Genomic DNA, 22926 nt, shown 5'->3' on the forward strand with positions numbered 1-22926 from the left:
TCGTCAAAAATGGTGGTTTGCGCCTAGTAAAGTGCTTGGTGCCAAATGACTTGGATCAGAGCCTTATAGAACAAAGGCATTGTTTGGCTGGAGTAAAAATTGCCACAATGGCAAAGCCGTACCTTTGAACTCCAATGGTATGTCTGGTGCAAATAACTCTGGGTGGGCTTTAATATCAAGAGCAACTACGCCTTGCTCGTGGACAGTGCGTTCACTGTAGGCTGTACTAATCATCGAACTTAGCATGCCGACATCCGAGAAGCTGTGCTCTGTCGGTGGCTCCTCAGGACTGAATATGAAGCGAGCCCCGACTAGCTTTCCATCCTCATAAACGGCTTCTGTTTCACGCTCTGACCAACGCCCAAATCGCATTATATAAAAGGCAATTGACTGTTCTTTGGCATCTAAAATTTCTCGACTATTGCAATACATTTTCACTCCGCCGATGATGAATCGCACTTCTCCTTCTGAGCTAATGCTAGCACCCTTATCTGGGGCAGCACGTAATTCAAATATAAGATCTGGTTCCGTTAATATCATTCGGTCCCCCAAGGTGAGCATTTCACTTCTAGCGTATGAGTTTGGAAAATCCGTCACATACTTGGTTTTCTGCTCAGTGAGTGCATCTCTTGAGATAAGCGTCCACCTGTTCCATTGTGAGTAGTAGATTGCATACTTGAGAGGAATACGATTCAATTCCGCATAGTTCTGAAGTTTTTGGTCGTAGTTTTTCTTTATGTAGAACTGATGTCGAGGGTTGCTGAAATGGCAATTCTTTACTTCCACAAAAAACTGTTCTCCTGTCTTCAAAACTACCCGGTAGTCTGGCGTTTGAAGTTCTTCATTATCGGAAAAGACATTTCCTGCATCTTCTTGCTTAATTAGTCGGCAGTTTCCGAGGCCGCCAGCCACGTGAGCAAACATGGCTTCAATTCGTTTTCCATGAATTAGAGCGGGGTTGTCGCTTGCGGCCTTGATGGACCTCTCTACGCGTTTCACAAAATCAAGGTGGTCATTGTCCGCATTTAACTTGTATCCTTGCTCTCTTCCGATGGCAGCATACAGTTCAAGCGGATCAAATTTCTCTGGGTCTCTTTTTAATCTTTTCAAGTATTTCTCCAGTTACCTGTCGTAAAAAGCAGGATGCGGCGGTTGTGCTCTGAGGGCGTACAGGGCCTATCGGACGAGCAATGCACTGCGCTTGTGAGCATGGGGTCAATCAACTTGCCGCAGCGGAAAAAGTTACTGCACAGTTTTCCTCGCATGTAGTCAATTAGGATTTCCGCCGCTAGTTCCACGCACAGCAGACATTGCCAGCCAAAGTCGAACGACAGCAACGGGTCGAAATCAGCCTCCCCAAGGACTACACACCACCCCCCCTCACCCCCCGCCCCACAACCCACCGCAACTCCACCCCCACCCCAATCACCACCCGACCTCGCCGATCACTCCCCAACACAGGATGACCATCATTGAGCGGCACCAACTCAAAGACATCTTCGCCGCCCTCACTCACCCCGTGCACCCGGTATTTCCTGAACAGCAGTTGCTTCGCCTCAGATTTGGCCATCACGCAATACCCAGGCTGCGGCCGCAGCGCTGGATCGATCAGCACACGGTCACCCACCAGCATGGCGGTACGCCTGGAGCCATGCCTCTCCGGCTCAAGATCGCCGATGGCCGATTGGCTCACCGCAGCCCTCTCCGCAGGCCGCGCCTGCCCAAGCACATCCAGGCCACGCCAGCCATCGAATCGCTGCCCAGGCGGTGAAACGGAAAAGCTGAATGTCCCGCGCAGGTTGCTGGCGCCATTGGCTGGCACAGCCCCTGTGTGCAGCCTATGCGGCTGACTCGGCTCCAGGGGCCAAGCCATCAGCCATCTCAAGGCAGCCCTCGCCTGCAAAGATCTCCGCCAAGGCGGCCTTCAGTTCCGTGTACTCATCGGCCGAAAGATCGAAGGCAATGGACAGATGTTCCAGCCCGCCCATGTCGTGCACCGCCTCGCGCTTGAACGTGATCTGCGCGCCATCACGCCCCAGCACCAACCGCGCAATGCCGCCATAGCAGGCGTTCTGCTGGCCGCACCATTCGACGTGGTAGGTGTCCATGCCCAATTCCTCGTCCTGATCGTCCTCGTCTTCCGCGAAGGAGCGTTGGAGCAGCAGGTAATGGTTGGTGCCGTGCTCTTTGTCGGCAAAGCCCACCAGGTGGCAGAAGCCATCGGGGTCTTTTGTGGTGATGCAGGTGGCGGTGAAGGAGAAGGAGAAGGAGAAGGCTTGCATGGTGGGTGTCGATGGTCCAGGGCGCGACGGGTCTGGAGAGGGAACTTGCGACAGGGGGGGCTGAACCCAGCCCTGGGTGCTGAGCCTGCCTCTCAAGGAGAAATGAGTGTCAACAAGCGTCTGGCCTAGATGCAAGGCTGTACAGCGAACGTCGTAAACCGGCCAGGCGCAGTCATTGGCAGCCTTTGAAAGCGGGCGCTCAACGTTTGAATTCAGCGGCCGCCGAAGGCGGTCCGCTGGAATCATGAGTTGGGCGTCATTCTTCTTGTTAGTCTGACTACTTGAGACCGTAGTACTTGAGTAACGCTTCTTTTACTACATCGGTGGTAACTGCAACCCCATCTTCCAAGCACCGGACGCAGCCTTTTGAGATTCTCAACCAACCAATTGCGCACCTGAGGACCCATGGGTTCCTGGGTGCTCTCGGCTTTTCCGACGCAGCGAGGCGCGCCAGTTCTTTGGCGTCCTCTTCCACCATGCCAGAACCAGTCAGGAACTGCGCCAAGCTTTGCGTGTCATGGGGAGCCACTGCTACTTGGATAGTTGCCCCGTCCCCAGTGGCAGCGATGGACGTGAAGTTGCCATAGATGATTTGCTGTGCAATCTGCGTTGCAGTGGCTGCGCTAGGCGCAGACGGCAAAGCAGCAGGACCTATTGCAATAGCTGTAGCATCCGGAACAGACTTTTCGAGTTCAAGGGTGAGTTCGAGTACGCGACTCCGCACTGCGTGTCGAATAGAAGCAAGAGATGAGCGTGCAATGCTGCCAGTGACCGAATTGCATGCGTAGTCTGGATACACCTTGCCTTGCAGCACAAGGATGAGGTCGGCTGCATTTATCCCGAGATGGCCGTCGTCCCCTGCGGTGGCCAGCAAGTCATCTACTGCAGCGATACTCTCTCGCATTTCGTGGCGTACCCAATGCTCTCCCGCAAACTTCTTCACTAGGTAGGGTGAAATAGGCGCATTCTTTATCCCTGACCCAAAAGGCCCCGAGAAGTTGGCGGTGTAGCTGACCGGAATAAATCGGTAGCCTGGAAGTTCTGCGTCGCGCGGGTACCCCTCCGACTCGTAACGCACCCACTCAGCGAGAGGTTGACTCCCGATTCGCGCTGCCAAGAGGCGAAGCCTAAGAGAGTATTGGCCCAAGGTCCGACCCATCTTGGAGTACGGCCACTTGGATTTCATGAAGAAGGCTCATGCGTGCTCCATTTATGATGTCCAACGTTTGAATTCAGCCCCCCCGCAGGTGGTCGCGGATGCAATAAATTATGAGGCATGCGCCCACTTGAGACCTTCTTGCGCCTCAGATTGAAGAAACTCTTTGAACCAAGCCCACTTGCCGTGTGCAGATTGGGGCAGTCCCGACGAAAGCCTTTGATCCGCCAACTTCGCGTAGCGACCGTATGTTCGCTCTATCTCACCATGCAGGTTGTTATTTGGGATGTAGTAATCGTAAAGTCCGTTTACGAAAACCTTCCCATCCTTTTGGAGGCACATGCGTGAGCCACCTTGCCACATCTTTGCTGCTGAATCAGAAAGTTGAACGATGGGCTCATTGCCATCATCTTCAAGCTGATAAGCCTCTTGGTAGGCCGGTCCGACAATATTGGAATTAGTGTGCCAAAGCTTTCCGACAGAGATTCCGCCTCGGATCAAATATCCTGCATCGAGAAAGAAATGCGAAAGCTGGATTGCGCGCATGACGACGATGGAAAGTCCATCATAGCTTGGTCGATCTATGTCTTTGAGGGGACACTCAAGATGATGCAGTCGGAGATGTAGATATGCTCTGGGACGAGGTGCGCCGCGACAGACGGATCTACGCTCGAATTCAACTTTGGCACAGCTGATGAGAGAAGGTCAATCAGCGCTGAAAGCTGAAGGGACTGCTCGTCGCTTTGGACAGCTCCTGCTACAAGTGCCTTAAAGCCAAGTATGTCAATGAACGCAACCGCGCGATCTTCAAAATTCACAAGAACTCCTTAGTAGGCCTAAAGTCTGGGCTAAGCTGCTCCGCTTATGAGCGTCGGCTTGGGTGAATTATTAGACACTTACGTGATGTCATTTATGCAAAACGTTATTGGAAGTCGGCCTGCGTGGTAATCGACCTGGCGAGGCTTGCACATCTCAAATAACAAGCTGTAAAAAATCCACTTCTACGGTTGATCTGATTATGGCAATTTTTTCATCCCAGACATTTAGTAATTTATCCCATTTTTTAAGAACTTTGATGCTGCAAAGCATAAGTAATTTTTTTTTTCTACGACTACGATGTCCTGCATAACGTCGAAGTTCAGTGGCCGCCAAAGGATTTCTGCTGGAATGACGGGTTATGCATTACGCCACTTTCTTGCATCTTTCATGAACCACTCAAGCATCTGCCAGTTTGAAAGGCAGGTGGCTTCATTCCCCATACTGCGGCGTATCTCAAGAAGAAAATTTCCAAGAAGACGCATCATTGTCTTCAACTTATCTTCGGTCGGCGCCGTGATTTCCTCTTGGTTGTAGAAAAACTGCATGAGCTCGTTGTAGGCAACAACCACAGAATCAGCGCCAACAAGCGATAGTTTAAATGCGTACTTTCGGTATTCCAGCGATAGCATCTTGGCTGTTGCGATCTCCCCTTTGTCTTTTCCCTTGTTCGCTTTGTCCATTGACCAAGCGGCATCTGTCATGAAGAGAATAATGAACGGCTCAAGGATCAAATTGTAGGTACCGATGCGATCTTCACGCAGTTTGTCCTCGAGCAATCGCTCTCGCTCAACACTTTGTCGAAGCTTCCATCCAATGGCTGTGAGGACCAGCACCAAGATTGGCGTAGCGACTGCTCCGATTGCAGAGAGATAATCGAGCCAGTGCTTTTCCACCATTGCAACAACTCCTAAGACGTATAACATAATGCATACCGCACCAAGCCGCAGGCCATATCTGGCATTTGCGGTCTAAATTGGCTCGAAAAAAAAAAAACGCAAAAGGGGCTCGTAGCTTTGCGGCATGTGTCTTATATAAAAAACAGCACCAAATTCAGCCATGAAACCCGCCGCCCCTCCTGTGCTGCATGCCATACGATTGCTGGATCAGGTCAGTGAGCGACTTCGTTACAAACACTATAGCCTGCGCACCGCCATGCGTCACAGCTTTGCCACGCACTTGTTGCAGTCGGGCACCGACATGCCACGGTGCAGGAATTGCAGGGGCATTCGGACGTGAGCACGACGATGATCTATACCCATGTCCTGAAAATCGCTGCCGGAGGAATCTCCAGCTCATTGAACTCCTTGAAGTTGCGCATGCAGCCTAGCTGAATGACGGCTTTGGGGCTTGTGGCTAGATGGCTGCTCAGGATCGATATCAGCCTCCCAAAGACCAACCCCCCCCCCCTCTCTCCCCCGCCCCACAGCCCGCCGCAACTCCACCCCCACCCCAATCACCACCCAACCCTGCCGATCACTCCCCAGCACAGGATGATCATCATTGAGCGGCACCAACTCAAATACATCTTCGCCGGCCCCACCCACCCCGCGCACCCGGTACTTCCTGAACAGCAGTTGCTGCGCCCCAGACTTGGCCACCACGCAATCCCCAGGCTGCGGCCGCAGCGCTGGATCGATCAGCACACGGTCGCCCTCACGGAATTCCGGGGACATGGAGTTGTCTTCCAACTGAAGGAAGAACGCTTCGGGCGACACATCGCAGGTGGCGACCTCGACCCCGAGGCTCTCCGTCTCATCAGCGCCTTCAATACGGGCAACCGCCTGACTGAAAGACAGCACGGGATATCTGCGCATCCCACCGGGGAGCTGAGATAGAAGCGTTGCGGCGTCGGCGGTCATGGGGCCATCGCCACTTTCCAGCCACAAAGCCGAGACGCGACAGATGGAGGCCAACGTCGCTGTTCGAGAAGTGCCATTGCCCAGGGTTTCGAGCTCCGCAATGGTGGACTGCCCCATACCTGCTTGACGAGCGAGTTGTACTTGCGTGAGACCCGCAAGACTGCGGGCGCTTCTGAGACGTTTGCCGAAATCGGTTGACATGCTCAGTAGCTTACGGAAAACCGATATCGAAAAGTCGATTGTATTACCATCGACTTTTCGATAGCATAGTTCTATGCAATGGAAAGACTACCTCGCCAAACTCGCAGCGAAGGGCGTCAGTCAAAGCCAGATCGCCAGGGAAACAGGCTGCGGTCAAGCGACGATTTCTGACCTCGCGCTGGGCAAGACCAGGGAACCGCGCACATCACTGGGCATGGCACTCATGCGCATCGGTGACCGCTGCGGCATCAAAACGCCGGACGGCATCACGCCCACTGGCCAGGACAAGCGGCCCTGTGACTGAGCCCATGCACATCACCCACCACTTCACCCCGGCCTGCGCTTCGACACCTTCTGGAAGTACCAGACGCTCACGCCCTCTGGCAGCACGCACTGGGCGCATCTGCCGCTGTCCACGGGCACGCGGGATGATCTGGACCCGCATGGCGCCTGGTGGTGCAGCCGGCGTTGCGCGGCGGTGCTGTTGCGCCGGCCCTGGCAGGCCATGCGCATGCCCTATGGCCTGCCCGCGCAGCCGGGCGCGGCCGAGGTGGTGCAGGCCCTGGGGAGCTGTTGCCGGGCTGGCAGGTGGCGCAGCCCGCCCATGCGGCGCAGGCGCCCGTCAAGCCTTGCGCCCAGGCGCTGGACCAGGGCGGCAGCGCCTTGCTGCTGCTGCAATCGGCCCCGCGCGGCGGGCAGGTACAGCGCACCTACTGGGCCTGGGTGGTGGGGGTGGAGTTGCAGGAAAAAACGCCCCGGGCGGACCCGGCCTGCCGCGCGACGGCCCTGCCCGCCTGCCGCAAAGCCGGTCGGCCCGCCGCCGGCGGCGGGCATGCGGCCGTATTCGCGCGCCCTGCTGGCCGTGCCGTTCGGCTGGCCCATGCCGATGTCCGCGGGGTATACGGCGCGGGTGTGCATGCAGGGCCCGGGGCGGTGCCATGTGGATGGCATCCTGGGCCAGCGCAGCGAAAGCCGCTGCCTTGCGGCGATTGCCGTGTCCCCGCCCGCCCGCGCCTGAGCGGTGCGGCAAGGAGCGCACATGCATGCCACGCACCGATTCACGCCCGGCCTGCGCTTTGACAGGTTCTGGCAGTACCAGACGCTCACGACGACGGGGGCGGCGCACTGGTCGCAGTTGCCCCTGGCGCCGGGCCCGCACGATGCGCTGGACCCCAATGGCGCCTGGTGGTGCAGCCGCCGCTGTGCGGCCGTGCTGCTGCGCCGGCGCTGGCAGGCCATGCACATGCCCCCCCAGCCTGCCCGCGCAGCCCGGCGCGGCCGACGTGGCGCGCGTGCTGCAAGGGCTGCTGCCGGGCTGGCAGGTGGCGCTGTACCGCCAGCAGGCACAGGCCGTGCAAGCGGTGCCCCTTTGCAGGGCGGACAAGGCGGGCAGGGCCCGCAGCAGGCCCTGCCCGCCTGCGCGCAGGCGCTGGACCAGGGGCTGCGGCCTGTTGCTGTTGCAGTCCTTGCAGGGAGGGCGGTACGCGCAGCGCACGTTCTGGGCCTGGGTGATGGGGATCGAGTTGCAGGAAAGCGCCAGGCGCGCCTACCGTGGCCAGCCGGGTTCGCGCGCCTTGCTGGCCATGCCTTTTGGCGGGACCGCGCCATGGGCTTGCAGCGCCCTGGTGCGGCTGCGCAGGTTCGGGGGCGAGATGTACCTGCTCGACAGCCAGCAGGGCCCGTGTGGCGAAAGCCGCTGCCTGGCGGCGATCGCGCTGAGCCCGGACGACGGCGCCCGGACCTGAGCTGCTGCATGGGGATGCCGGGGCCCGCGCGCCGTCAGCGCGTGCGGGAGGGTGTGCACGCTGAAGGGAATGGGCGGGCAGATCCAGGAAAAGCAGCGATCTGCCCGGGCGCGTGTCACCCGAACAGACTACATCGCTTTGGAGGCACTTCGGGGACAATGCGGGCTGGTCAGTCCTCAAGGGGCCCCCATTGCGGCCCCGGAAATCAATAAACAGGGAGATCTCCGATGCGCAGCTGGCTTGTGTCCATGTTCCCCGTGCTGTTCCTGCTTCCAGGAGGCGCAGACCACAGGCCCAGGCCCGCATCGCCGCTGGCGCGCATGGTGGCACGGCTGCTGCTGGCGGTGGTGTCCGCCCTGGCGGTGCATCAGGCCACGGTGCAGGCCGCCATCACCTACGTACCGCCCGCCCCTGCCAATGGAACGGTGGCCTCGGCCTACAGCCAGTCGCTGGCCGGTGCCAGCGGTGGCGTCGGCCCCTATGTCTATTCGAAGGCAACGGGCCTGCTCCCTGCGGGCCTGACCTTGGATACCAATGGCACCCTCGCGGGCACGCCGATGGCGGGGGGCGCCTTCACTTTCTCGGTCACGGCGACGGACAGCGGCAACCCTTCCGACTCCGTGACCAGCCAGGACCTTGTGCTGACCATCAATTCGCCGACCATCGTCATGAGCCCGGCCTCGCTGGCGGCGGCCACCGTGGGCACATCCTTCAACCAGACGCTTACCGCCAGCGGCGGCACGGCCCCTACAGCTATGCGGTGACGGCCAGCAGCCTGCCTGCGGGCCTGTCGCTGTCCAGCGGTGGCGTGATTTCGGGCACGCCCACGGCCGCCGGCACCTTCAATTTCACCGCCACAGCCACGGACAGCAGCACGGGCACCGGGCCTTTCACAGGCCAGCGCGCCTACACGCTCACGGTGAATGCCCCGACGATCAGCGTCGCACCTGCTTCGCTGGGTACCGTCCTTGCAGGCGCCGCGGTCAGCGGCACCCTCACCGCCAGTGGTGGCACCAGTTCCTACTCCTTTGCCGTCACGTCGGGCTCGCTGCCGCCCGGGGTCTCGCTGTCGTCCGGTGGCGCGCTGTCGGGCAAGGCCACCGCCACGGGCACCTACAACTTCACCATCACCGCCACGGACAGCTCGACGGGCACGGGGCCCTTCTCGGGCAGCCGGGCCTATTCATGGACCATCAACGCGCCCGCGATGACGGCCAATCCGGTCTCGGGGAGCAATCTCTCCGGCTCGGCCATGGCCGCCTTCAGCCAGTCGTTCATGCCGAGTGGTGGCAACGGACCGTACAGCTATGGCATCGTGATCAACTCAGGCTCCATGCCCTCCGGGCTAATCTTCTCCACCGCCACGGGAACACTGTCGGGTACGCCCACGGCCGGGGGGCACGGTGACCTTCACGGTCACGGTCACCGATGCGACCATGGGGCTGGCGCGCCCTTCATGGTCTCCGGCACCTATAACCTGACCGTAGGCGCCCCCACGGTGGTGGTCGCGCCCGAAGGCGGCATTGCCAGTCCGGCGATCGGCACGGCCTACAGCCTGACCTTCACGGCCAGCGGCACGGCCGTGCCCTATAGCTTTCGATCAGCGCTGGCGCCTTGCCCGCGGGCCTGAGCCTTTCCTCGGCCGGCGTGTTGTCGGGCACGCCCACGGCTGCGGGCACCTTCAACTTCACGGTGCAGGCGACCGATGCCAACCTTTTCGCGGGCACGCGGGCCTATTCGTTCACCATCGCGCCACCCACCCTCGGCGTGGCACCCGCCAGCCTGCCCGCAGGGACCCGGAACGTTGCCTATAGCCAGACGGTCAGCGCCAGCGGGGCACGACGCCTTACTCCTTTACCGTCACGGCCGGCGCCTTGCCAGCAGGCCTGACGCTGAACAGCACGACCGGCGTTGTCTCGGGCACGCCGACCACGGCCAGTACCTACCACTTCACCATCACCGCGAGAGACAGCACCACGGGGACGGGCGCGCCGTTCAGCAGCTCACAGGCCTATTCGATGGCCATCGCACCCGACGTTGCCCTGGCACCCGCGACGCTGCCCAACGGCAAGCTGAGCGAGGCCTACAACCAGACCGTGGCCGCCAGCGGGGCGTGGCGCCCTACACCTACTCCGTCACATCAGGCAGCCTGCCAGCGGGCCTGGCATTGAATGCGGCCACCGGGGCGATCACGGGCACGCCGACCAGCGCCGGCCCCTTCCTGTTCACGATCACCGCCACCGACAGCAGCACGGGGCCTGGCGCGCCCTATTCGAGCGCGCAGGCCTATGCGGTCACCATCCACAACACCGTGGTCACCGCACCGACCAGCACGGGCACGGGCAGCGCGACGGTGTCCCTCACGGGCGGGGAGAACTGCACCTTCACCCAGCACCAGTTCACGGGCATCGACACCGCCGCCACCGCGCCGCCCTCGGGCCATGCCTTCCCGCAGGGCATGTTCGAGTTCACGGCCGGCGGCTGCGACGTGCAAGGCACGGTGCAGGTGACCCTGACCTATCCCACGCCCGTGCCGGCCAACGCCGTGCTCATGAAGTACAGCCCGAATGCCACGCCCCGCTGGTACCCGGTCGCGGCCACGATCAACACCACCACCAACCAGGTGAGCTACTCCGTCACGGACGGAGGACAGGGCGACGACGACGGCGCCAAAACGGCGTGATCGTGGACCCGGTGGCCCTGGCCGTGCCCGTGGCGGCAGGCGCGGCCGCGATCCCGACGCTGTCCGAGTGGGCGCTGCTGGCGCTGGCTTCGCTGCTGGGGGGTGTGGGGGGGTGGCGGCGTTGCGGCGACGCGAAGGCAGGGCGTTCTAGGCCCTGCCCCCGAGGCCGCCCGGCAATCACCGGCCATGCAGCCGCTGCCCGCTGTCGTCCAGCGTGCCCATGCGGTCATACAAGGTGGCACGCGAGATGCCCAGCATGCGGGCGGTGGCCAGCTTGTTGCCGCCCGTGGCGTCCAGGGCGGCGGCGATGGCGCGCTGCTCCAGTTCGGCCACCTGCTGGGCCAGCGGACGCAGCAGGTGGGCGGCCGTGGGCTGGCCCGCGGTGGCGGGCGCGGCTTCCGGGCCGGGGGCGGGGGCGGCGGGCTCCACGCCTGAGGAGCGCAGCACTTCGCGCAGCAGCGCGGCGTCGATGGCGGGGTCTTCGCTGCGCATGGCGGCCTGCTCCAGCACGTTGCGCAGTTCGCGGATGTTGCCGCGCCAGGCCTGGCCGGCCAGCAGGGCCAGGGCGTCGGGCAGCAGCTCGGGCGGGGGCATGTCGTTGCGCAGGGCCAGTTCCTCGGAGAGCACTTCGACCAGGGCCGGGATGTCGCGGCTGCGCTCGCGCAGCGGGGGCACGCGGATGGGCAGCACGTGCAGGCGGTAGAAGAGGTCTTCGCGGAAATGCCCTTCGCGCACCATGCGCGGCAGATCGCGCGAGGTGGCGGCCACCACGCGCACGTCGAAGCGCACGAGCTGGTTGGAGCCCAGGGGTTCGATCTCGCCTTCCTGCAGCGCGCGCAGCAGCTTGGCCTGCAGGCTGATCGGCATGTCGCCGATTTCGTCGAGAAAGAGCGTGCCGCCGTCGGCCAGCCTGAATTTTCCGTCGCGCGGCTTGCGGTCCGCGCCCGTGTAGGCGCCCGGGGCGACGCCGAAGAACTCGGCCTCCAGCAGGGCGTCGGGCACGGCGGCGATGTTGACGGTGACGAAGGGGCCGCTGGCGCGGGTGGAGGCCGCGTGGATGGCATGGGCCAGCAGTTCCTTGCCGGTGCCGGTCTCGCCCAGCAGCAGCACGGGGCTGAGTGACTGGGCCGCGCGGCGCGCCTGGCGCTTGACCTCCACGGCGGCCGGGCTGCTGCCGACGAAGCTGGCGAAGCTGTACTTGGCGCGCCGCTCGCCATGGTGGGCCACGCGCAGGCTGCGGCTGCGCTGGGCGGCCAGTTCGCGCCGGGCTTCGTCCAGGTCGCGCTGCAGCAGGGCGAACTTGCTGATCAGCGGCTGCAGCGTGGTCTCCGGCTGGTCGAAGAGCACGATGCCGATGGCGCCGATGACGATGCCCGCGTCGTCCTTGAGCGGGATGCGGCTGACCACGAAGGTGCCGGCGCGGTTGGTGAGCAGGTCGATGAGCACGGGCTCGCCGGTCTCCAGCACCTGGCGCATGCGCGTGTTGGGAATCACCTCTTCCACCATGTGGCCCAGGAAGTCATCGACCGAGGCCACGCCCAGGTCGGGCAGGAAGCGCTGGTAGCCCTCGTTGACCCAGACGATGCGCCCCGCCCTGTCGGCCAGGAACATGCCCTGGCTCATGGTGGAGAACAGCTGGAACATGGAACGCGCCGCCAGGGCATGGATGCCTTCGGCATCGAGCGGCAGCGGCTGGGCCAGGGTGGACGGAAAGGACATGGGACAAATCCTAGCCGAACGGCCGAACCCGTCTTGCGCCACCGATCAAGCCATGCGCTCCATGCGCCACTGCTGCAGGCGCAGCGCGGCCACGGCGCCCAGCACGATGCAGGCCACGGCCGGCAGGCTGGCCACGTGCAGGGTGGAGATGGCGCTCACGCCCTGCCCCACGGTGCAGCCCATGGCGGTGACGCCGCCCACGCCCATGAGCACGGCGCCGGCCAGGTGGTTGAGCAGGTCGCGCGCATCGGCAAAGCCCTGCACGCGCCATTCGCGCCGCAGCAGCGCATGCGCCAGGGCGCCGGCCAGCACGCCCAGGGCGGCGACCACGCCGAAGGTGAGCACGCGGTTGGCGTCGCTGTAGTACATCAGCCATTCGAGCAGTTGGGCCACGGGTGTGACGAAGCTCAGCGATTCGGCGCGGCCGGACTGGGTGGTGGCATACATGTGCTCCAGGGTCTGGGGGTGCTCGGCCACTTCGGCATGGTGGCCGCTGAGCCACCAGGCGGCGACCACGGCCAGGCCCACCAGGGCGCCACCGGCCAGGCCGCGCCAGTCGCGCTGCGAGCGCCCCGCACGCAGCGCCCAGGCCAGGGCCAGCGCGCCCAGCGCCAGCCCCAGGCCCAGGCGCAGGGCCGGCAGCGCCCAGTGCGTGGCGCGCGCTGCCAGGTCAGGCAGAAAGGCCATGCCGCCCAGGTTCCACTGCACGGCATCCAGCAGGCGCACGCGCCAGACGGCCGTGAGGCCCTTGAGCGTCATCAGCGCGGCCAGGCCCATGACCAGCAGCACGACCAGGGACTTGAGGTTGCCCTCGCCCAGGCGCACGAGGTTCTTGATGCCGCAGCCCGAGGCCAGCACCATGCCGAAGCCGAACAGCAGCCCGCCCGTGATGGAGGACAGCCACAGCATCTGCGTAGAGGCATAGAGCGTGTGGTGCGGGTTGACCAGGCCGCTGGCCGACAGCACGGCAAAGCCGCACAGCGCCACGCCGATGGCCATGGCCCACTGGCGCATGCGGCCCCAGTCGCCGAGGTAGACCACGTCGCTGATGGCGCCCATGGTGCAGAAGCGGCTGGCACGCACCACGGCCCCGAGGATGGCGGCCAGCACGAAGATGCCGGCCAGCGTGGTGCGTACCAGGGCGTCGTATTCAGTGGGGGTCATGCTCCGATTCTAGGAATCGGCAGCCCTGTCGTCTGCTCATACAAGCCCGGGGTTGGGCCTCACATTCAGGAGTTCGGGCTCGTTCAACTGGCGCGGCTCGATGACCTTCTGCGACTTCAGCCAGGGCTCCACCACGTCCCAGATCTGCGGGCCGCCGGCGGTCTTCGCCTCTTCGGCCACGGGGGCCCAGCCGGCGACCTTGTACTTGCGGTCGGCGTCGAGCAACTGGCCGTTCAGGCGCATGTCGCTGATGCGGCTGCCCGCGCCGGCCGTGGGGTCGCAGCGGTAGCGCAGGCCGCCCACGCGCACCATGTCGCCGCCCTGCTGGTAGTAGGGGTCGGGGTTGAAGAGGTTGTCGCAGACGTCTTCGAGCACGGTCTTGATGGTGGCGCCGCTCATCTCGGTGACGGTGGCGTAGGAGTAGGTGGTGGCGGTCATGTCCATCAGCCATTCGCGCGTGATGGCCTGGCCCGGCAGCAGCGAGGTGCCCCAGCGAAAGCCCGGCGAGAAGGCGATGGGCGCGTCCTGCACGGCCATCATGGCGTCCAGCAGCAGCTGGTCGCCCGTGCCGTTGAAGTTGCCGCGCCGGTAGAGCGTGCCGTCGGTGGTGGCCAGCACTTCGGCCAGCCGGGCCTCGTAGGGCGCGCGGACCTTGGCGATCAGCGCCTCCATGGCGGCGTCGGCGGGCAGCAGGTCGGCGAACACGGGCAGCAGGCGGTAGCGGAAGTCGCTGACCTTGCCGCCCTTGACGTCGAAGTCCAGCACGCCCAGGAACTTGCCGTTGGAGCCCGCGTTGGTGACGATGGTCTTGCCGCCGGCGTTGTCCACCAGGGTGGGCACGGGCATGCCGTCATGCGTGTGGCCGCCCAGGATGGCGTCCACGCCGCGCACGCGGCTGGCCATCTTGAGGTCCACGTCCATGCCGTTGTGCGAGAGCACGACCACCACCTTGGCGCCCTTGGCGCGCGCCTCGTCCACCATGGCCTGGAGGTGGTCGTCCTGGATGCCGAAGCTCCAGTCGGCCACCATGTAGCGCGGGTTGGCGATGGGGGTGTAGGGGAAGGCCTGGCCGATGATGGCGCAGGGCACGCCGTTGATCTCGCGGATCACGTAGGGCTTGAACACCGGGTCGCCGAAGTCGGCGGTCTTGACGTTCTGGGCCACGAAGTCCACCTTGCCCGCGAAGTCCCGGGCGATGATTTCCTGCACGCGCTCCATGCCCTGGGTGAACTCCCAGTGGCCGGTCATGACGTCCACGCCCAGCAGCTTGCAGGCGTCCACCATGTCCTGGCCCCGGGTCCACAGCGCGGTGGCCGAGCCCTGCCAGGTGTCGCCGCCATCCAGCAGCAGCGCCCCGGGGCGCGAGGCCTTCATGCGCGCCACCAGCGTGGCCAGGTGGGCAAAGCCGCCGACCTTGCCGTAGCGCCGGGCGGCCTGCTCGAAGTCCAGGCAGGTGAAGGCATGGGCCGATGCGCTGCCCGCGGGAATGCCCGTGGCCTTGAGCAGCTGCTCGCCCACCAGGTGGGGAAGCCGGCCCTTCATGGCGCCCAGGCCGATGTTGACGCCGGGTTCCCTGAAGTACAGGGGCTTGAGCTGGGCGTGGCAGTCGGTCATGTGCAGCAGGCTGACGTTGCCGAACCTGGGCGCGTCGTACAGGCCTTCGGCACGGGCCGCATCGGCGTCGGCGTGGCGCCCCAGGGCCAGGCCGGCCACGCCGGCGGCGCCCAGCAGCTGCAGGAATTCGCGCTTGGAGAGGTTCATCGCGGCGAGGCCTTCCCTTCAGCGGTCGGCGGGCGGTTGACGGGGGATTGCGGATCGACCAGCAGGCCCACCACGTCGCGTACCTGGGCCTCGGTGAGGATGCCCGCGTGGCCGGCGCGCGGCATCTGGGAGCAGGCGTTGTAGGCGCGCGCGTTCCAGATCTTGCCCCAGGTGTATTCGACGATGGCCTTCGCCTCGGCGCTGTTCGGGTCGGTGATGCCGCGGATCCTGCCGTACTGGTAGAGGCTGGGGCCCAGGGTGCCGAAGGAGATTTCCTGCGGGGCGATCTGGTGGCAGTTGTAGCAGTTGCCGCCATTGGCCGCACCCGCCGCGCCGCCCGCGCCTGCGGCCTTGTCGGTCCAGGTCATGCCCCGGCCGTTCTGGGCGATCTTCTCGCCCTCCTTCCAGTCGCCGACCAGGCGGCCGTCGGCCGGCCATTGCACGGTCTTGAGGTTGGCGGCCTCGATCTCGGCGGCCAGCCTGGCGTCCATGGGCTTGCCGGCCGCGTCGGCCGCGCTGCAGGCGGCGTTGGCCGGGTCCTGCACGAGGCGGTCCACGGTGGCGATGCCCTGGTCGCGGAACGAGGCCTTGACCACCTCGGCCGTCATGCGGTCGAAGTCGGCGCTGCCGTCCACCGAGGCGCAGCCGAGCACGGCCAGGGCCGAGAGCACACCGAGCACGGGCAGGCCGGCACTGAAGAATCGGTTTTGCATGGCGGCCTCCTCAGCGCTTGATGGCGGGCGCGGTGGACTCGGCGCCCTTGCCGTTGACACCCATGTACACGCCCAGCGCGATGGTCACGTCGCTGGCATAGCCGGGATAGGGAAAGCGCTGCTGGCGAAAGCAGTCGTTCAGGCGCCGCTGCATGCTCCACAGCTCGCCCGAGGACACGCGGTAGGCCGGCCAGGCACCGAAGCCCGCGCCCGCGCCGGGGTTCCTGGTGAGGTTGGGCAGGTCCTGGAGGCGGATGCGCTTGTCGTCCGCGCCGTGGCAGGTGGCGCAGGCGAAGTCGTGCGTGCCCGCGCGCAGGAAGAACATGCGCTTGCCGACCTCGTACATGGCGCGTTCCTTGGCGTGGCCCTGGGGCAGGTCGAACTTCATGCCCCGGGATTCGGCGGCGATCCAGGCGACCAGGCCTTCGATGTTCTTTTGCTCGTCCCGGCCGAAAGGCGTGGCGGCGATCTTCTTCGCATCCAGGCCCTGCAGGTTTTCCATGCAGGTCAGCAGGCGCGACTCCAGGTCCTGCACGCGGCCGGTGTCGGCGAAATGGCGCGGCAGCTCCACGAAGGCGCCCTTGACCACGCCCGGCCCCTTGCCCAGGTCGCAGCGCTCCAGCGACGCGGCCTTGGGGCCGCGCTTTTGCTTCCACAGCGCCTCGCCCTTCATCTCGAACAGTTCGGCGGGGTTGCCGTCTGCCAGCATCTCGCGGTACTCGGCAATGCCGTCGGCCGTGCTTTTCTGCGCCAGCGCGGGCGGGGCCAGGGCCAGCAGGGCGGCACCCGCCAGTCCTGCCATCCCGGCGATGTGTCTTGTCTTGTCCATCGGGGCCTCCTGTTCTTGTCGTGGGCCGGTGGGGTGCCGGCATGGGCGCAGTGGGCGCGGCTGGCGCGGTCCGCGGCGCCTCAGCTGACCGTGGCTTCGTCGGTGCGGGTGTCGCCCCGGTTGTCCTTCCAGGTCACGGCCACCTTGTCGCCGGCCTTGGCGCCCTTGATGACGAACTGCATGAAGGGGTTCTTGGAGACGGCCGGCCCCCATTCGGCGGCCAGCACCTGGGTGCCGTTGAGCGAGGCCGTGACCTCCTGGATGAACCAGGCCGGGATGGTCTGGCCGGCCGCGTCCTTGCGCTGGCCGGTTTCCATTTCGTGCGACATGAGCACGCGCACGGTGGTCTTTTCTCCTGCGGCCTGGGCGCGGATGCGCATCGGATCTGCCATGGTGTTCTCCTTGTATCGCTGTCTTGGCGGTGGGGTGCGGATCTGCGGTGCGCGGCCTCAGCCGCCGCAGCCGCCCAGGGTGACCTTGACTTCCTTCTTGGCATAGAAGGCCTTGCCGTCGCCCGTGACGGCCACGGCATAGACGTCGGAGGACTGGCCCAGCTTGGCGCGCGTGAGGAAGTTGGGCTCCACCGCATCGCTGACGTCGAAGGCCGCCACCAGGGTGTTGGGGTTCTTCTCGACCAGCACCAGCAGCTTTTTCACGCCGGCCAGCGTGGTGGCCGCGCCCAGGGGCACGACGGCGCCGTTCTCGGCGATGTCGGGGCCGGTGATGGTGACCTCCTTGCTTTCCACGGGCGCGCCCGCGCCCAGGGCCTTGAGCACGTCGGCCACGTTCTTGGCGTCGAAGGCGGCCTTGTTGTAGGCCGCCTGGGCAGCGGCCGGCAGCAGGCCTGCGGCAGCCAGCAGGGCGGCCACGGCGGCCGACTGCTGCAGTGCGAGTCTTCGGGTGGTCATGCTTGTCTCCTTGTGATGGTTCTCGGGGGCACGGGGATGTTCAGGGCCTGGCGGCCAGCCACTGGGCGATGGCCTGGGCATCTTCCGGGCTCAGGGCCTGGGGCGGCATGGGGATGTTCCCCCACACGCCGCTGCTGCCGGCGCGTATGCGTTCGCCAAGGTAGGCGGCCTGGCCGGCGTACTTCCTCGCGATGTCGGCCAGGGCCGGGCCGACGATCTTCTGCTCCATGCCATGGCAGGCCGTGCAGCCGTTCCTGTCGAGCAGGGCCTGGGGCACGGTGGCGCTGGTGGCGGCGCCGGCTTTGGGGGCGGGTGCGGCCGGCTTCGCGCCAGCGCCCGCCGTGGCCACGCCGCGCTGGGCGCCCACGGTGCGGTTCTGATCGGCCAGGTTGCCGTGGTTGTTGCCGGCATGCTCGGGCAGCGCGGAGCGCACCTGGGGCTCGGGACCGCAGTCGCTCATGCAGGCCCGGGCCTGCACGTCGGGCCGGGCAGCGGCCGCGAAGGCCTTGCCGGGCCACAGTGCGTGGCGCGTGTCCATGCCGTTGCGGTTGGGCATCTTCTTTTGCACCTCGGCGATGTTGGCGTCGCTGAGCGTGAAGTCCTGCGGCACGACGCCGGCCAGGTTGAGCATGTAGGCGGTGACGGCGTAGACCTCGTCGGCACTCAGGGACTTGGGCGCGTTCCAGGGCATGGCGCGGTGCACGTAGTCCCACAGCGTGGACAGGGTGGCCACCTTCATGAAGGTGGTGCGGCCGGGAAAGGCCGGGTCCTTGAGCCGGGCGGCATGGCCGGTGCGGATGTCCTCGGCCGTGGTGCCGCCGATCAGCGGGCTGAAGACTTCGTTGGATTCGCCGAACACGCCATGGCAGGAGGCGCACTTGCCCTCCCAGATGTCCATGCCCTTTTCCACCGTGCCGGCCCCCTTGGGCAGGCCCTTGAAGTCGGGGCGCACGTCGATGTCCCAGGCCGCGACCTCGCGGGGCGTGGCGTCGCGCCCGACGCCGGGAAAGCGTTCGGCGGCCTGGACCGGCACCAGGGCCCAGCACAGCAACGCGGCGGCGAGGCCCGCCGCGCGGACCTCATGAAAGCTGGACATTGACCACCTCCCCGCTGGCATGCACCGCCCAGGACTGGATGGCGTTGTTGTGATAGATGGAGCGCGTGCCGCGCACGGCGCGCAGTTGCTGGTAGGTGGGCTGCACGTAGCCGGTCTCGTCCATGGCGCGGCTTTGCACGATGCAGGGCTGGCCGTCCCAGACCCAGTCCAGGTGAAAGCGCGTGAGGCACTTGGACAGGACGGGGCCATCGAGTCGCGCCGTGCGCCAGTTGCGCCCGCCGTCCACGCTGACGTCCACGCGGCGCACCTTGCCGCGCCCGGACCAGGCCAGGCCGCTGATGTCGTAGAAGCCCTTGTCCAGCAGCATCTGCCCGCCCGAGGGCGTGGTCACCACGCTCTTGCATTCCTGGATGCTGGTGTACTGGCGGTGCTGGCCGTCGGGCATGAGGTCCACGTAGTGGATGGCCTCGTCCTTGGCCGCCCAGGGCGCGTCACCCACCTCGATGCGGCGCAGGTACTTGACCCAGCTGACACCCTGCACGCCAGGCACGACCAGGCGCAGCGGGTAGCCCTGCTCGGGCCGCAGCATCTCGCCGTTCTGGCCATAGGCCACCAGCACTTCGCCGGACTCGATCAGCTCCATGGGGATGGTGCGCGTCATGGACGAGCCGTCCGCCCCCTCGGCCAGCGCGAAGCGGCCCTTCTTCAGGTCGGCGCCGGCCATCTCCAGCAGCGTGATCAGGGGCACGCCCGTGAACTCGCTGCACGACAGCATGCCGTGCGTGTACTGCACGGTAGGCACGGCCACGTTGCCCCATTCCATGCCGGTGTTGGCCCCGCATTCGATGAAATGAAAGCGCGACACCGAGGGCAGGCGCATGAGTTCGTCCATGGTGAAGACCTTGGCGGCCTTCACCAGCCCGTTGACCATGAGCCGGTGCCCGGAGGGATCGATGTCCCACCAGCCCTGGTGGTGGCGCTCGAAGTGCAGGCCGCTGGGCGTGACGATGCCGAACAGCGATTGCAGCGGCGCGAACGAGACCGAGGCCTGGCGCGTCTGCGTCAGCCCCGGGCTCTGGCGGCGCTGCACGTTGGCCTCGTACTTCGACGGCTTGCCGTAGCCGTCGGTCACCACGGGCTGGCCCAGGCCCTTGCTGTGCGCGGGCAGCTCGAGGATGGCGGGATCACCCTCCCCCACCGCCGAAGCCGCGCCCGCCACGCCGGCCGCCGCAGCGGCGAAGGCCCCGCGGATGAAGTCGCGGCGCCCCGCGCGGGCCTGCGCGAAGACCGTGCCCACTTCCTGGCCAGGCACAAAGTGCTCCGGCGCCTTGCGCAGGCGGCCCGCCGTCCATTCGTGCTCTTGCTTGCTCTGGTGCATCTGCTGGGGCTCCCGTGGGGCTGTCTGGGCTCTTATTTATCAGTAAATAAGAATATCTTTATGTATTGATTCTTGCCGCTGTCGGTTAGCTTGCCATCTGGTAATAACCCGTGTCTTGATAGCAAGGCACGCAGGAAGGCCGGTCTCCGCAGGCCCCTCAGGCGCGCACGGCCGCCCGGGCCTGCGCCAATCGATCGTCCAGATAGGCGCCGTAGAAATCCGGGATCGATGCGCCTTCGAGGCGGGGAGCCACCTCCCGGCTGCCGGGGCCGAAGAACAGCAGCGTGGGCGCCACGCCAACGCCCAGCTGCGCCACCACCTGTGCCTGGGTCCGCGTGCGCCCCTGCCAGTCGCGCAGGCTGCGGCCGTCGCGGAAATCGATCTGCGCCACGGCGCCGCCCGCGCGCAGCAGGGGCCACAGGTGCTGGCTGCGCACCACATGGCAGAACGGGCAGCCGGCCAGGCTGGCCATGAGCACCAGCGGCTCGCGCCGGGCCAGCGCATCGGCCAGCGCCTGGGGCAGCGAGTCGGGGCTGGGAAGGTCCTCGGACAGCGCCCTGCCCTGTGCCTGCGCCCGGGACAGCAGCGTACCCGACGACAGCGCGCCCAGGGCCAGGACACCCAGGCAGCGGCGGCGCTCCGGTGAAGCCGGGCCGGTGCTCATGGCGCCTCCTGCTCCATGAGCAGATAGGTGTTGTAGGCATTCATGCGGTTGGCGGCCTGGAACAGCGGCAGGTGCTCGAAGCGCGACCAGTCGGTGGCCGCGTAGGCAGCGTCGAAGGGCTCCAGATCGCGCGCCGCAAGGCGCATGGATTCGCGCAGGTAGACCAGGTAGTCGCGCGTGAGCGCCATGTCCTCGCGCGGCTGCCTGGACAGCGGGCCATGGCCCGGCACCAGCACCTGGATGGGCAGTTGCAGCAGGGTCTGGAGCGAGGCGATCCAGTGCGCGCTATCGGCCTGGCCCACATAGGGGATGCGGTTGCGGAACACGATGTCGCCCACGAAGGCCACGCCCCGCCCGGGCAGGAAGATGGCCAGGTCCTCGGGCGTGTGGGCCGGGCCCATGGGGTGCAGCTCGAAGCGCACGCCGTCGATGTCCAGCACGGTCTTGCCCGACACCCACTCGTCGGCGGGGACCATGCGTGTGTCCGCATCGATCCACGGCGCCAGATCGCTGCGCGAGGCCTGCAGGCGCAGTCGCGCGGTCTCGGAGTTCAGGTAGGCCTTGCCGCCCTCATGGGCGATGATCTTCGCGCCCATGTCCTTGAAGACCTGCAGGCCGTAGATGTGGTCGGCGTGGTAGTGGGTGAGCAGCACATGGGTGACGGGCTTGGGCGTGATGGCGCGGATGGCGGCGGCCAGGCGCCGCGCCAGCGCGGGCGAGCCCAGCGCGTCGATGACGACCACGCCATGCGGCGTTTCCACGAAGCCTGCGTTGGAGATGAAGTTCTGGTTGGCCGGCGAGCCCAGCGCCGACAGGCCCTGAACGTAGTGGATGCCCGGCGCCACGGCCACGGGCTGCATGGCGGGGGCCTGCGCCAGGGCGGCGGGCACCAGTGCCGCCATCCACAGGGCCATGCAGATGAAAGAGCTGCGCAGCAGGGGCATGCGTGGGAGTCTCCTGTTCTTGTCGTGCCTGCCATGGTGCGCGCGCGCCGGGCGCCGGGGCCTCAGGCATTCCCCAACACCGGGCACGGGGGGCGAGGCTTAATATAAGTCGATACCGATATTCATGCACCTGCGGTGTACCCTGCCCCCTGCGCATTCTTCAAAGGACTGTCCATGAACACACCTGCTCCCCGCCTGCTGCTGGCCCTGGCTTTCGTGCTGTGCACCTCGGCCGTGTCGGCCCAGGACATCAAGGTGGTCTACCACGTCAACTCCGGCGTGGAGACGGCGGCCGCCATGCTCAACAACATCAGCAACCACCTGGCGGCCGACCCTTCGGCCAGGATCGTGGTGGTGACCCACGGCCCGGGCATCGACTTCATGCTGGAGAACGCCAAGGACAGCAAGGGCCGCGAGTTCAGCGGCCAGGTCAGCGCCCTGGCCGCGCGCGGCGTGCGCTTCGAGGTCTGCAACAACACGCTGGTGTCACGCCAGCTGTCGGCATCGAACCTGCTGATGGAGGCCAAGGTCGTGCCCTCGGGCGTGGCCGAGGTGGCACGCCTGCAGGCCAGGGAAGGCTACGTCTATCTGAAGCCCTGAATCAGCCCTGCTCTATGGCGATCTGCGTGCAGATGCTGCGGCACATCTGCACCACCTTGTCGTTGGCGATGAAGTAGTAGATGCTCACGCCCTCGCGGCGGCGGCCCAGCACGCCGGCCTGGTACAGGGTGTTCAGGTGCTGGGACATGTTGGGCTGCGTGGTCGAGATGGTGGCCAGCAGCTCGGTCACGTTCTTCTCGCCGTTGCACAACGCGCTGATGATCTTCAGCCGCATGGGCGCCGCCATGGCGCGGAACAGCTCGGCAGCGCTTTCGAAAACGCTGTCGTCGCCCAGTTCCATGCTGTCATTGCGGCTGTTCATAAGCGTCTGTCATCCTCGTATACGGCGGGTTGGCAACGGGGCCGGCTTCCCGCCGCCCGAAGGGCTAGTTTATAGCCCGGGGACGGACGGCGGGAAGTCAGCCCTCGTTGACGCGGGTCAAA

Annotated in this window: 27 protein-coding genes and 3 pseudogenes; 11 read left to right on the forward strand and 19 right to left on the reverse strand. The window is 65.1% G+C overall.

Going from position 1 to position 22926, the window contains the following annotated elements; genetic code table 11:
• Window positions 1-63 precede the first annotated feature (63 nt).
• The gene (locus L1Z78_RS19070) at window positions 64-1110 is read right to left on the reverse strand and encodes a hypothetical protein (RefSeq protein WP_234637936.1); all 1047 of its coding nucleotides are present in this window, start codon (window positions 1108-1110) and stop codon (window positions 64-66) included.
• Window positions 1111-1462: 352 nt separating this feature from the next.
• On the opposite strand from L1Z78_RS19070, the gene L1Z78_RS19075 reads away from it, so the two are divergent.
• Window positions 1463-1771, forward strand: a complete 309-nt coding sequence (locus tag L1Z78_RS19075; RefSeq protein WP_234637937.1) for a hypothetical protein — start codon at window positions 1463-1465, stop codon at window positions 1769-1771.
• A 67-nt stretch (window positions 1772-1838) separates the two neighbouring features.
• On the opposite strand, the gene L1Z78_RS19080 is transcribed toward L1Z78_RS19075, so the two are convergent.
• The 4 genes from L1Z78_RS19080 to L1Z78_RS19095 form a co-directional block, all read right to left on the reverse strand.
• On the reverse strand, window positions 1839-2282 hold the full coding sequence (locus L1Z78_RS19080; RefSeq protein ID WP_234637938.1) for an Imm10 family immunity protein: 444 nt from the start codon (window positions 2280-2282) through the stop codon (window positions 1839-1841).
• A 277-nt stretch (window positions 2283-2559) separates the two neighbouring features.
• Window positions 2560-3468 carry a hypothetical protein gene (locus L1Z78_RS19085; RefSeq protein WP_234637939.1) on the reverse strand — a complete coding sequence of 303 codons (909 nt, stop codon included), beginning with the start codon at window positions 3466-3468 and terminating at the stop codon, window positions 2560-2562.
• 81 nt (window positions 3469-3549) lie between these two features.
• Window positions 3550-3984, reverse strand: coding sequence for a hypothetical protein (locus L1Z78_RS19090; protein ID WP_234637940.1), 435 nt, complete (start codon window positions 3982-3984; stop codon window positions 3550-3552).
• A 629-nt stretch (window positions 3985-4613) separates the two neighbouring features.
• Window positions 4614-5153 carry a hypothetical protein gene (locus L1Z78_RS19095; RefSeq protein WP_234637941.1) on the reverse strand — a complete coding sequence of 180 codons (540 nt, stop codon included), beginning with the start codon at window positions 5151-5153 and terminating at the stop codon, window positions 4614-4616.
• A gap of 256 nt (window positions 5154-5409) precedes the next feature.
• Between L1Z78_RS19095 and L1Z78_RS19100 the strand changes: the two are divergent.
• Window positions 5410-5588 (forward strand): annotated as a pseudogene (locus L1Z78_RS19100) (tyrosine-type recombinase/integrase); the annotation flags it as partial.
• Here the strand turns inward: L1Z78_RS19100 and L1Z78_RS19105 are convergent.
• Window positions 5550-6317 carry a LexA family transcriptional regulator gene (locus L1Z78_RS19105; protein WP_234637942.1) on the reverse strand — a complete coding sequence of 256 codons (768 nt, stop codon included), beginning with the start codon at window positions 6315-6317 and terminating at the stop codon, window positions 5550-5552. The pseudogene L1Z78_RS19100 and the gene L1Z78_RS19105 sit on opposite strands and share 39 nt — an antisense overlap.
• A 73-nt stretch (window positions 6318-6390) precedes the next feature.
• Between L1Z78_RS19105 and L1Z78_RS19110 the strand changes: the two genes are divergently transcribed.
• Window positions 6391-6621: a hypothetical protein gene (locus tag L1Z78_RS19110; protein ID WP_234637943.1), complete on the forward strand. Its 231-nt coding sequence runs from the start codon at window positions 6391-6393 to the stop codon at window positions 6619-6621.
• Window positions 6622-6833: 212 nt separating this feature from the next.
• On the opposite strand, the gene L1Z78_RS19115 is transcribed toward L1Z78_RS19110, so the two are convergent.
• Complete coding sequence (locus tag L1Z78_RS19115; protein WP_234637944.1) at window positions 6834-7199, reverse strand: hypothetical protein; 366 nt, start codon at window positions 7197-7199, stop codon at window positions 6834-6836.
• 401 nt (window positions 7200-7600) lie between these two features.
• On the opposite strand from L1Z78_RS19115, the gene L1Z78_RS19120 reads away from it, so the two are divergent.
• The 7 genes and pseudogenes from L1Z78_RS19120 to L1Z78_RS28190 all read left to right on the forward strand — a co-directional run.
• Window positions 7601-8062, forward strand: coding sequence for a hypothetical protein (locus L1Z78_RS19120; RefSeq protein WP_234637945.1), 462 nt, complete (start codon window positions 7601-7603; stop codon window positions 8060-8062).
• A 227-nt stretch (window positions 8063-8289) separates the two neighbouring features.
• A complete protein-coding gene (locus L1Z78_RS19125) occupies window positions 8290-8826 on the forward strand; it encodes an Ig domain-containing protein (protein WP_234637946.1) in 537 nt (178 codons plus the stop codon).
• Window positions 8823-9692 (forward strand): putative Ig domain-containing protein, encoded by an 870-nt coding sequence (locus tag L1Z78_RS19130; RefSeq protein WP_234637947.1) that lies wholly within the window; start codon window positions 8823-8825, stop codon window positions 9690-9692. Before L1Z78_RS19125 ends, L1Z78_RS19130 begins: the two co-directional genes overlap by 4 nt.
• 17 nt (window positions 9693-9709) lie before the next feature.
• Window positions 9710-9952: a putative Ig domain-containing protein gene (locus tag L1Z78_RS28185; protein WP_418921712.1), complete on the forward strand. Its 243-nt coding sequence runs from the start codon at window positions 9710-9712 to the stop codon at window positions 9950-9952.
• Window positions 9907-10233, forward strand: a pseudogene (locus L1Z78_RS19135) (Ig domain-containing protein); the annotation flags it as partial. The gene L1Z78_RS28185 and the pseudogene L1Z78_RS19135, both read left to right, overlap by 46 nt.
• On the forward strand, window positions 10230-10745 hold the full coding sequence (locus L1Z78_RS19140; protein WP_234637949.1) for a choice-of-anchor U domain-containing protein: 516 nt from the start codon (window positions 10230-10232) through the stop codon (window positions 10743-10745). The pseudogene L1Z78_RS19135 and the gene L1Z78_RS19140, both read left to right, overlap by 4 nt.
• A 29-nt stretch (window positions 10746-10774) precedes the next feature.
• Window positions 10775-10855 (forward strand): annotated as a pseudogene (locus tag L1Z78_RS28190) (IPTL-CTERM sorting domain-containing protein); the annotation flags it as partial.
• Between the two features lie 67 nt (window positions 10856-10922).
• Here the strand turns inward: L1Z78_RS28190 and L1Z78_RS19145 are convergent.
• From L1Z78_RS19145 to L1Z78_RS19195, 11 genes are all read right to left on the reverse strand, one after another.
• Window positions 10923-12464, reverse strand: a complete 1542-nt coding sequence (locus tag L1Z78_RS19145) for a sigma-54 interaction domain-containing protein (RefSeq protein WP_326491951.1) — start codon at window positions 12462-12464, stop codon at window positions 10923-10925.
• Between the two features lie 45 nt (window positions 12465-12509).
• Entirely contained in the window at window positions 12510-13628 is a 1119-nt protein-coding gene (locus L1Z78_RS19150) for a YeeE/YedE family protein (RefSeq protein ID WP_234637950.1), read from the reverse strand.
• A gap of 36 nt (window positions 13629-13664) precedes the next feature.
• Window positions 13665-15389 (reverse strand): thiosulfohydrolase SoxB, encoded by a 1725-nt coding sequence (gene soxB, locus L1Z78_RS19155; protein WP_234637951.1) that lies wholly within the window; start codon window positions 15387-15389, stop codon window positions 13665-13667.
• Window positions 15386-16102, reverse strand: a complete 717-nt coding sequence (gene soxX, locus L1Z78_RS19160; protein ID WP_234637952.1) for a sulfur oxidation c-type cytochrome SoxX — start codon at window positions 16100-16102, stop codon at window positions 15386-15388. The genes soxB and soxX overlap by 4 nt, the downstream gene beginning before the upstream one ends.
• Before the next feature lie 10 nt (window positions 16103-16112).
• Window positions 16113-16931, reverse strand: a complete 819-nt coding sequence (gene soxA, locus L1Z78_RS19165; protein WP_234637953.1) for a sulfur oxidation c-type cytochrome SoxA — start codon at window positions 16929-16931, stop codon at window positions 16113-16115.
• A gap of 80 nt (window positions 16932-17011) precedes the next feature.
• Entirely contained in the window at window positions 17012-17323 is a 312-nt protein-coding gene (gene soxZ / locus L1Z78_RS19170) for a thiosulfate oxidation carrier complex protein SoxZ (protein ID WP_234637954.1), read from the reverse strand.
• A 57-nt stretch (window positions 17324-17380) separates the two neighbouring features.
• A complete protein-coding gene (gene soxY, locus L1Z78_RS19175) occupies window positions 17381-17839 on the reverse strand; it encodes a thiosulfate oxidation carrier protein SoxY (RefSeq protein WP_234637955.1) in 459 nt (152 codons plus the stop codon).
• Window positions 17840-17879: 40 nt separating this feature from the next.
• Window positions 17880-18935, reverse strand: a complete 1056-nt coding sequence (locus L1Z78_RS19180; protein WP_234637956.1) for a c-type cytochrome — start codon at window positions 18933-18935, stop codon at window positions 17880-17882.
• Window positions 18919-20274, reverse strand: a complete 1356-nt coding sequence (gene soxC / locus L1Z78_RS19185; protein ID WP_234637957.1) for a sulfite dehydrogenase — start codon at window positions 20272-20274, stop codon at window positions 18919-18921. The genes L1Z78_RS19180 and soxC overlap by 17 nt, the downstream gene beginning before the upstream one ends.
• A gap of 157 nt (window positions 20275-20431) precedes the next feature.
• On the reverse strand, window positions 20432-20938 hold the full coding sequence (locus L1Z78_RS19190; RefSeq protein WP_234637958.1) for a hypothetical protein: 507 nt from the start codon (window positions 20936-20938) through the stop codon (window positions 20432-20434).
• Entirely contained in the window at window positions 20935-21882 is a 948-nt protein-coding gene (locus L1Z78_RS19195) for an MBL fold metallo-hydrolase (RefSeq protein ID WP_418921635.1), read from the reverse strand. Before L1Z78_RS19195 ends, L1Z78_RS19190 begins: the two co-directional genes overlap by 4 nt.
• 174 nt (window positions 21883-22056) lie before the next feature.
• Between L1Z78_RS19195 and L1Z78_RS19200 the strand changes: the two genes are divergently transcribed.
• The gene (locus L1Z78_RS19200) at window positions 22057-22482 is read left to right on the forward strand and encodes a DsrE family protein (RefSeq protein ID WP_234637959.1); all 426 of its coding nucleotides are present in this window, start codon (window positions 22057-22059) and stop codon (window positions 22480-22482) included.
• Window position 22483: 1 nt separating this feature from the next.
• Here L1Z78_RS19200 and L1Z78_RS19205 read toward each other — a convergent pair whose 3' ends face one another.
• On the reverse strand, window positions 22484-22804 hold the full coding sequence (locus L1Z78_RS19205; RefSeq protein ID WP_234637960.1) for an ArsR/SmtB family transcription factor: 321 nt from the start codon (window positions 22802-22804) through the stop codon (window positions 22484-22486).
• Between the last annotated feature and the right edge of the window lie 122 nt (window positions 22805-22926).

Source organism: Delftia tsuruhatensis, assembly GCF_903815225.1.
In the GTDB taxonomy this organism is placed as follows: Bacteria; Pseudomonadota; Gammaproteobacteria; order Burkholderiales; family Burkholderiaceae_C; genus Comamonas; species Comamonas tsuruhatensis_A.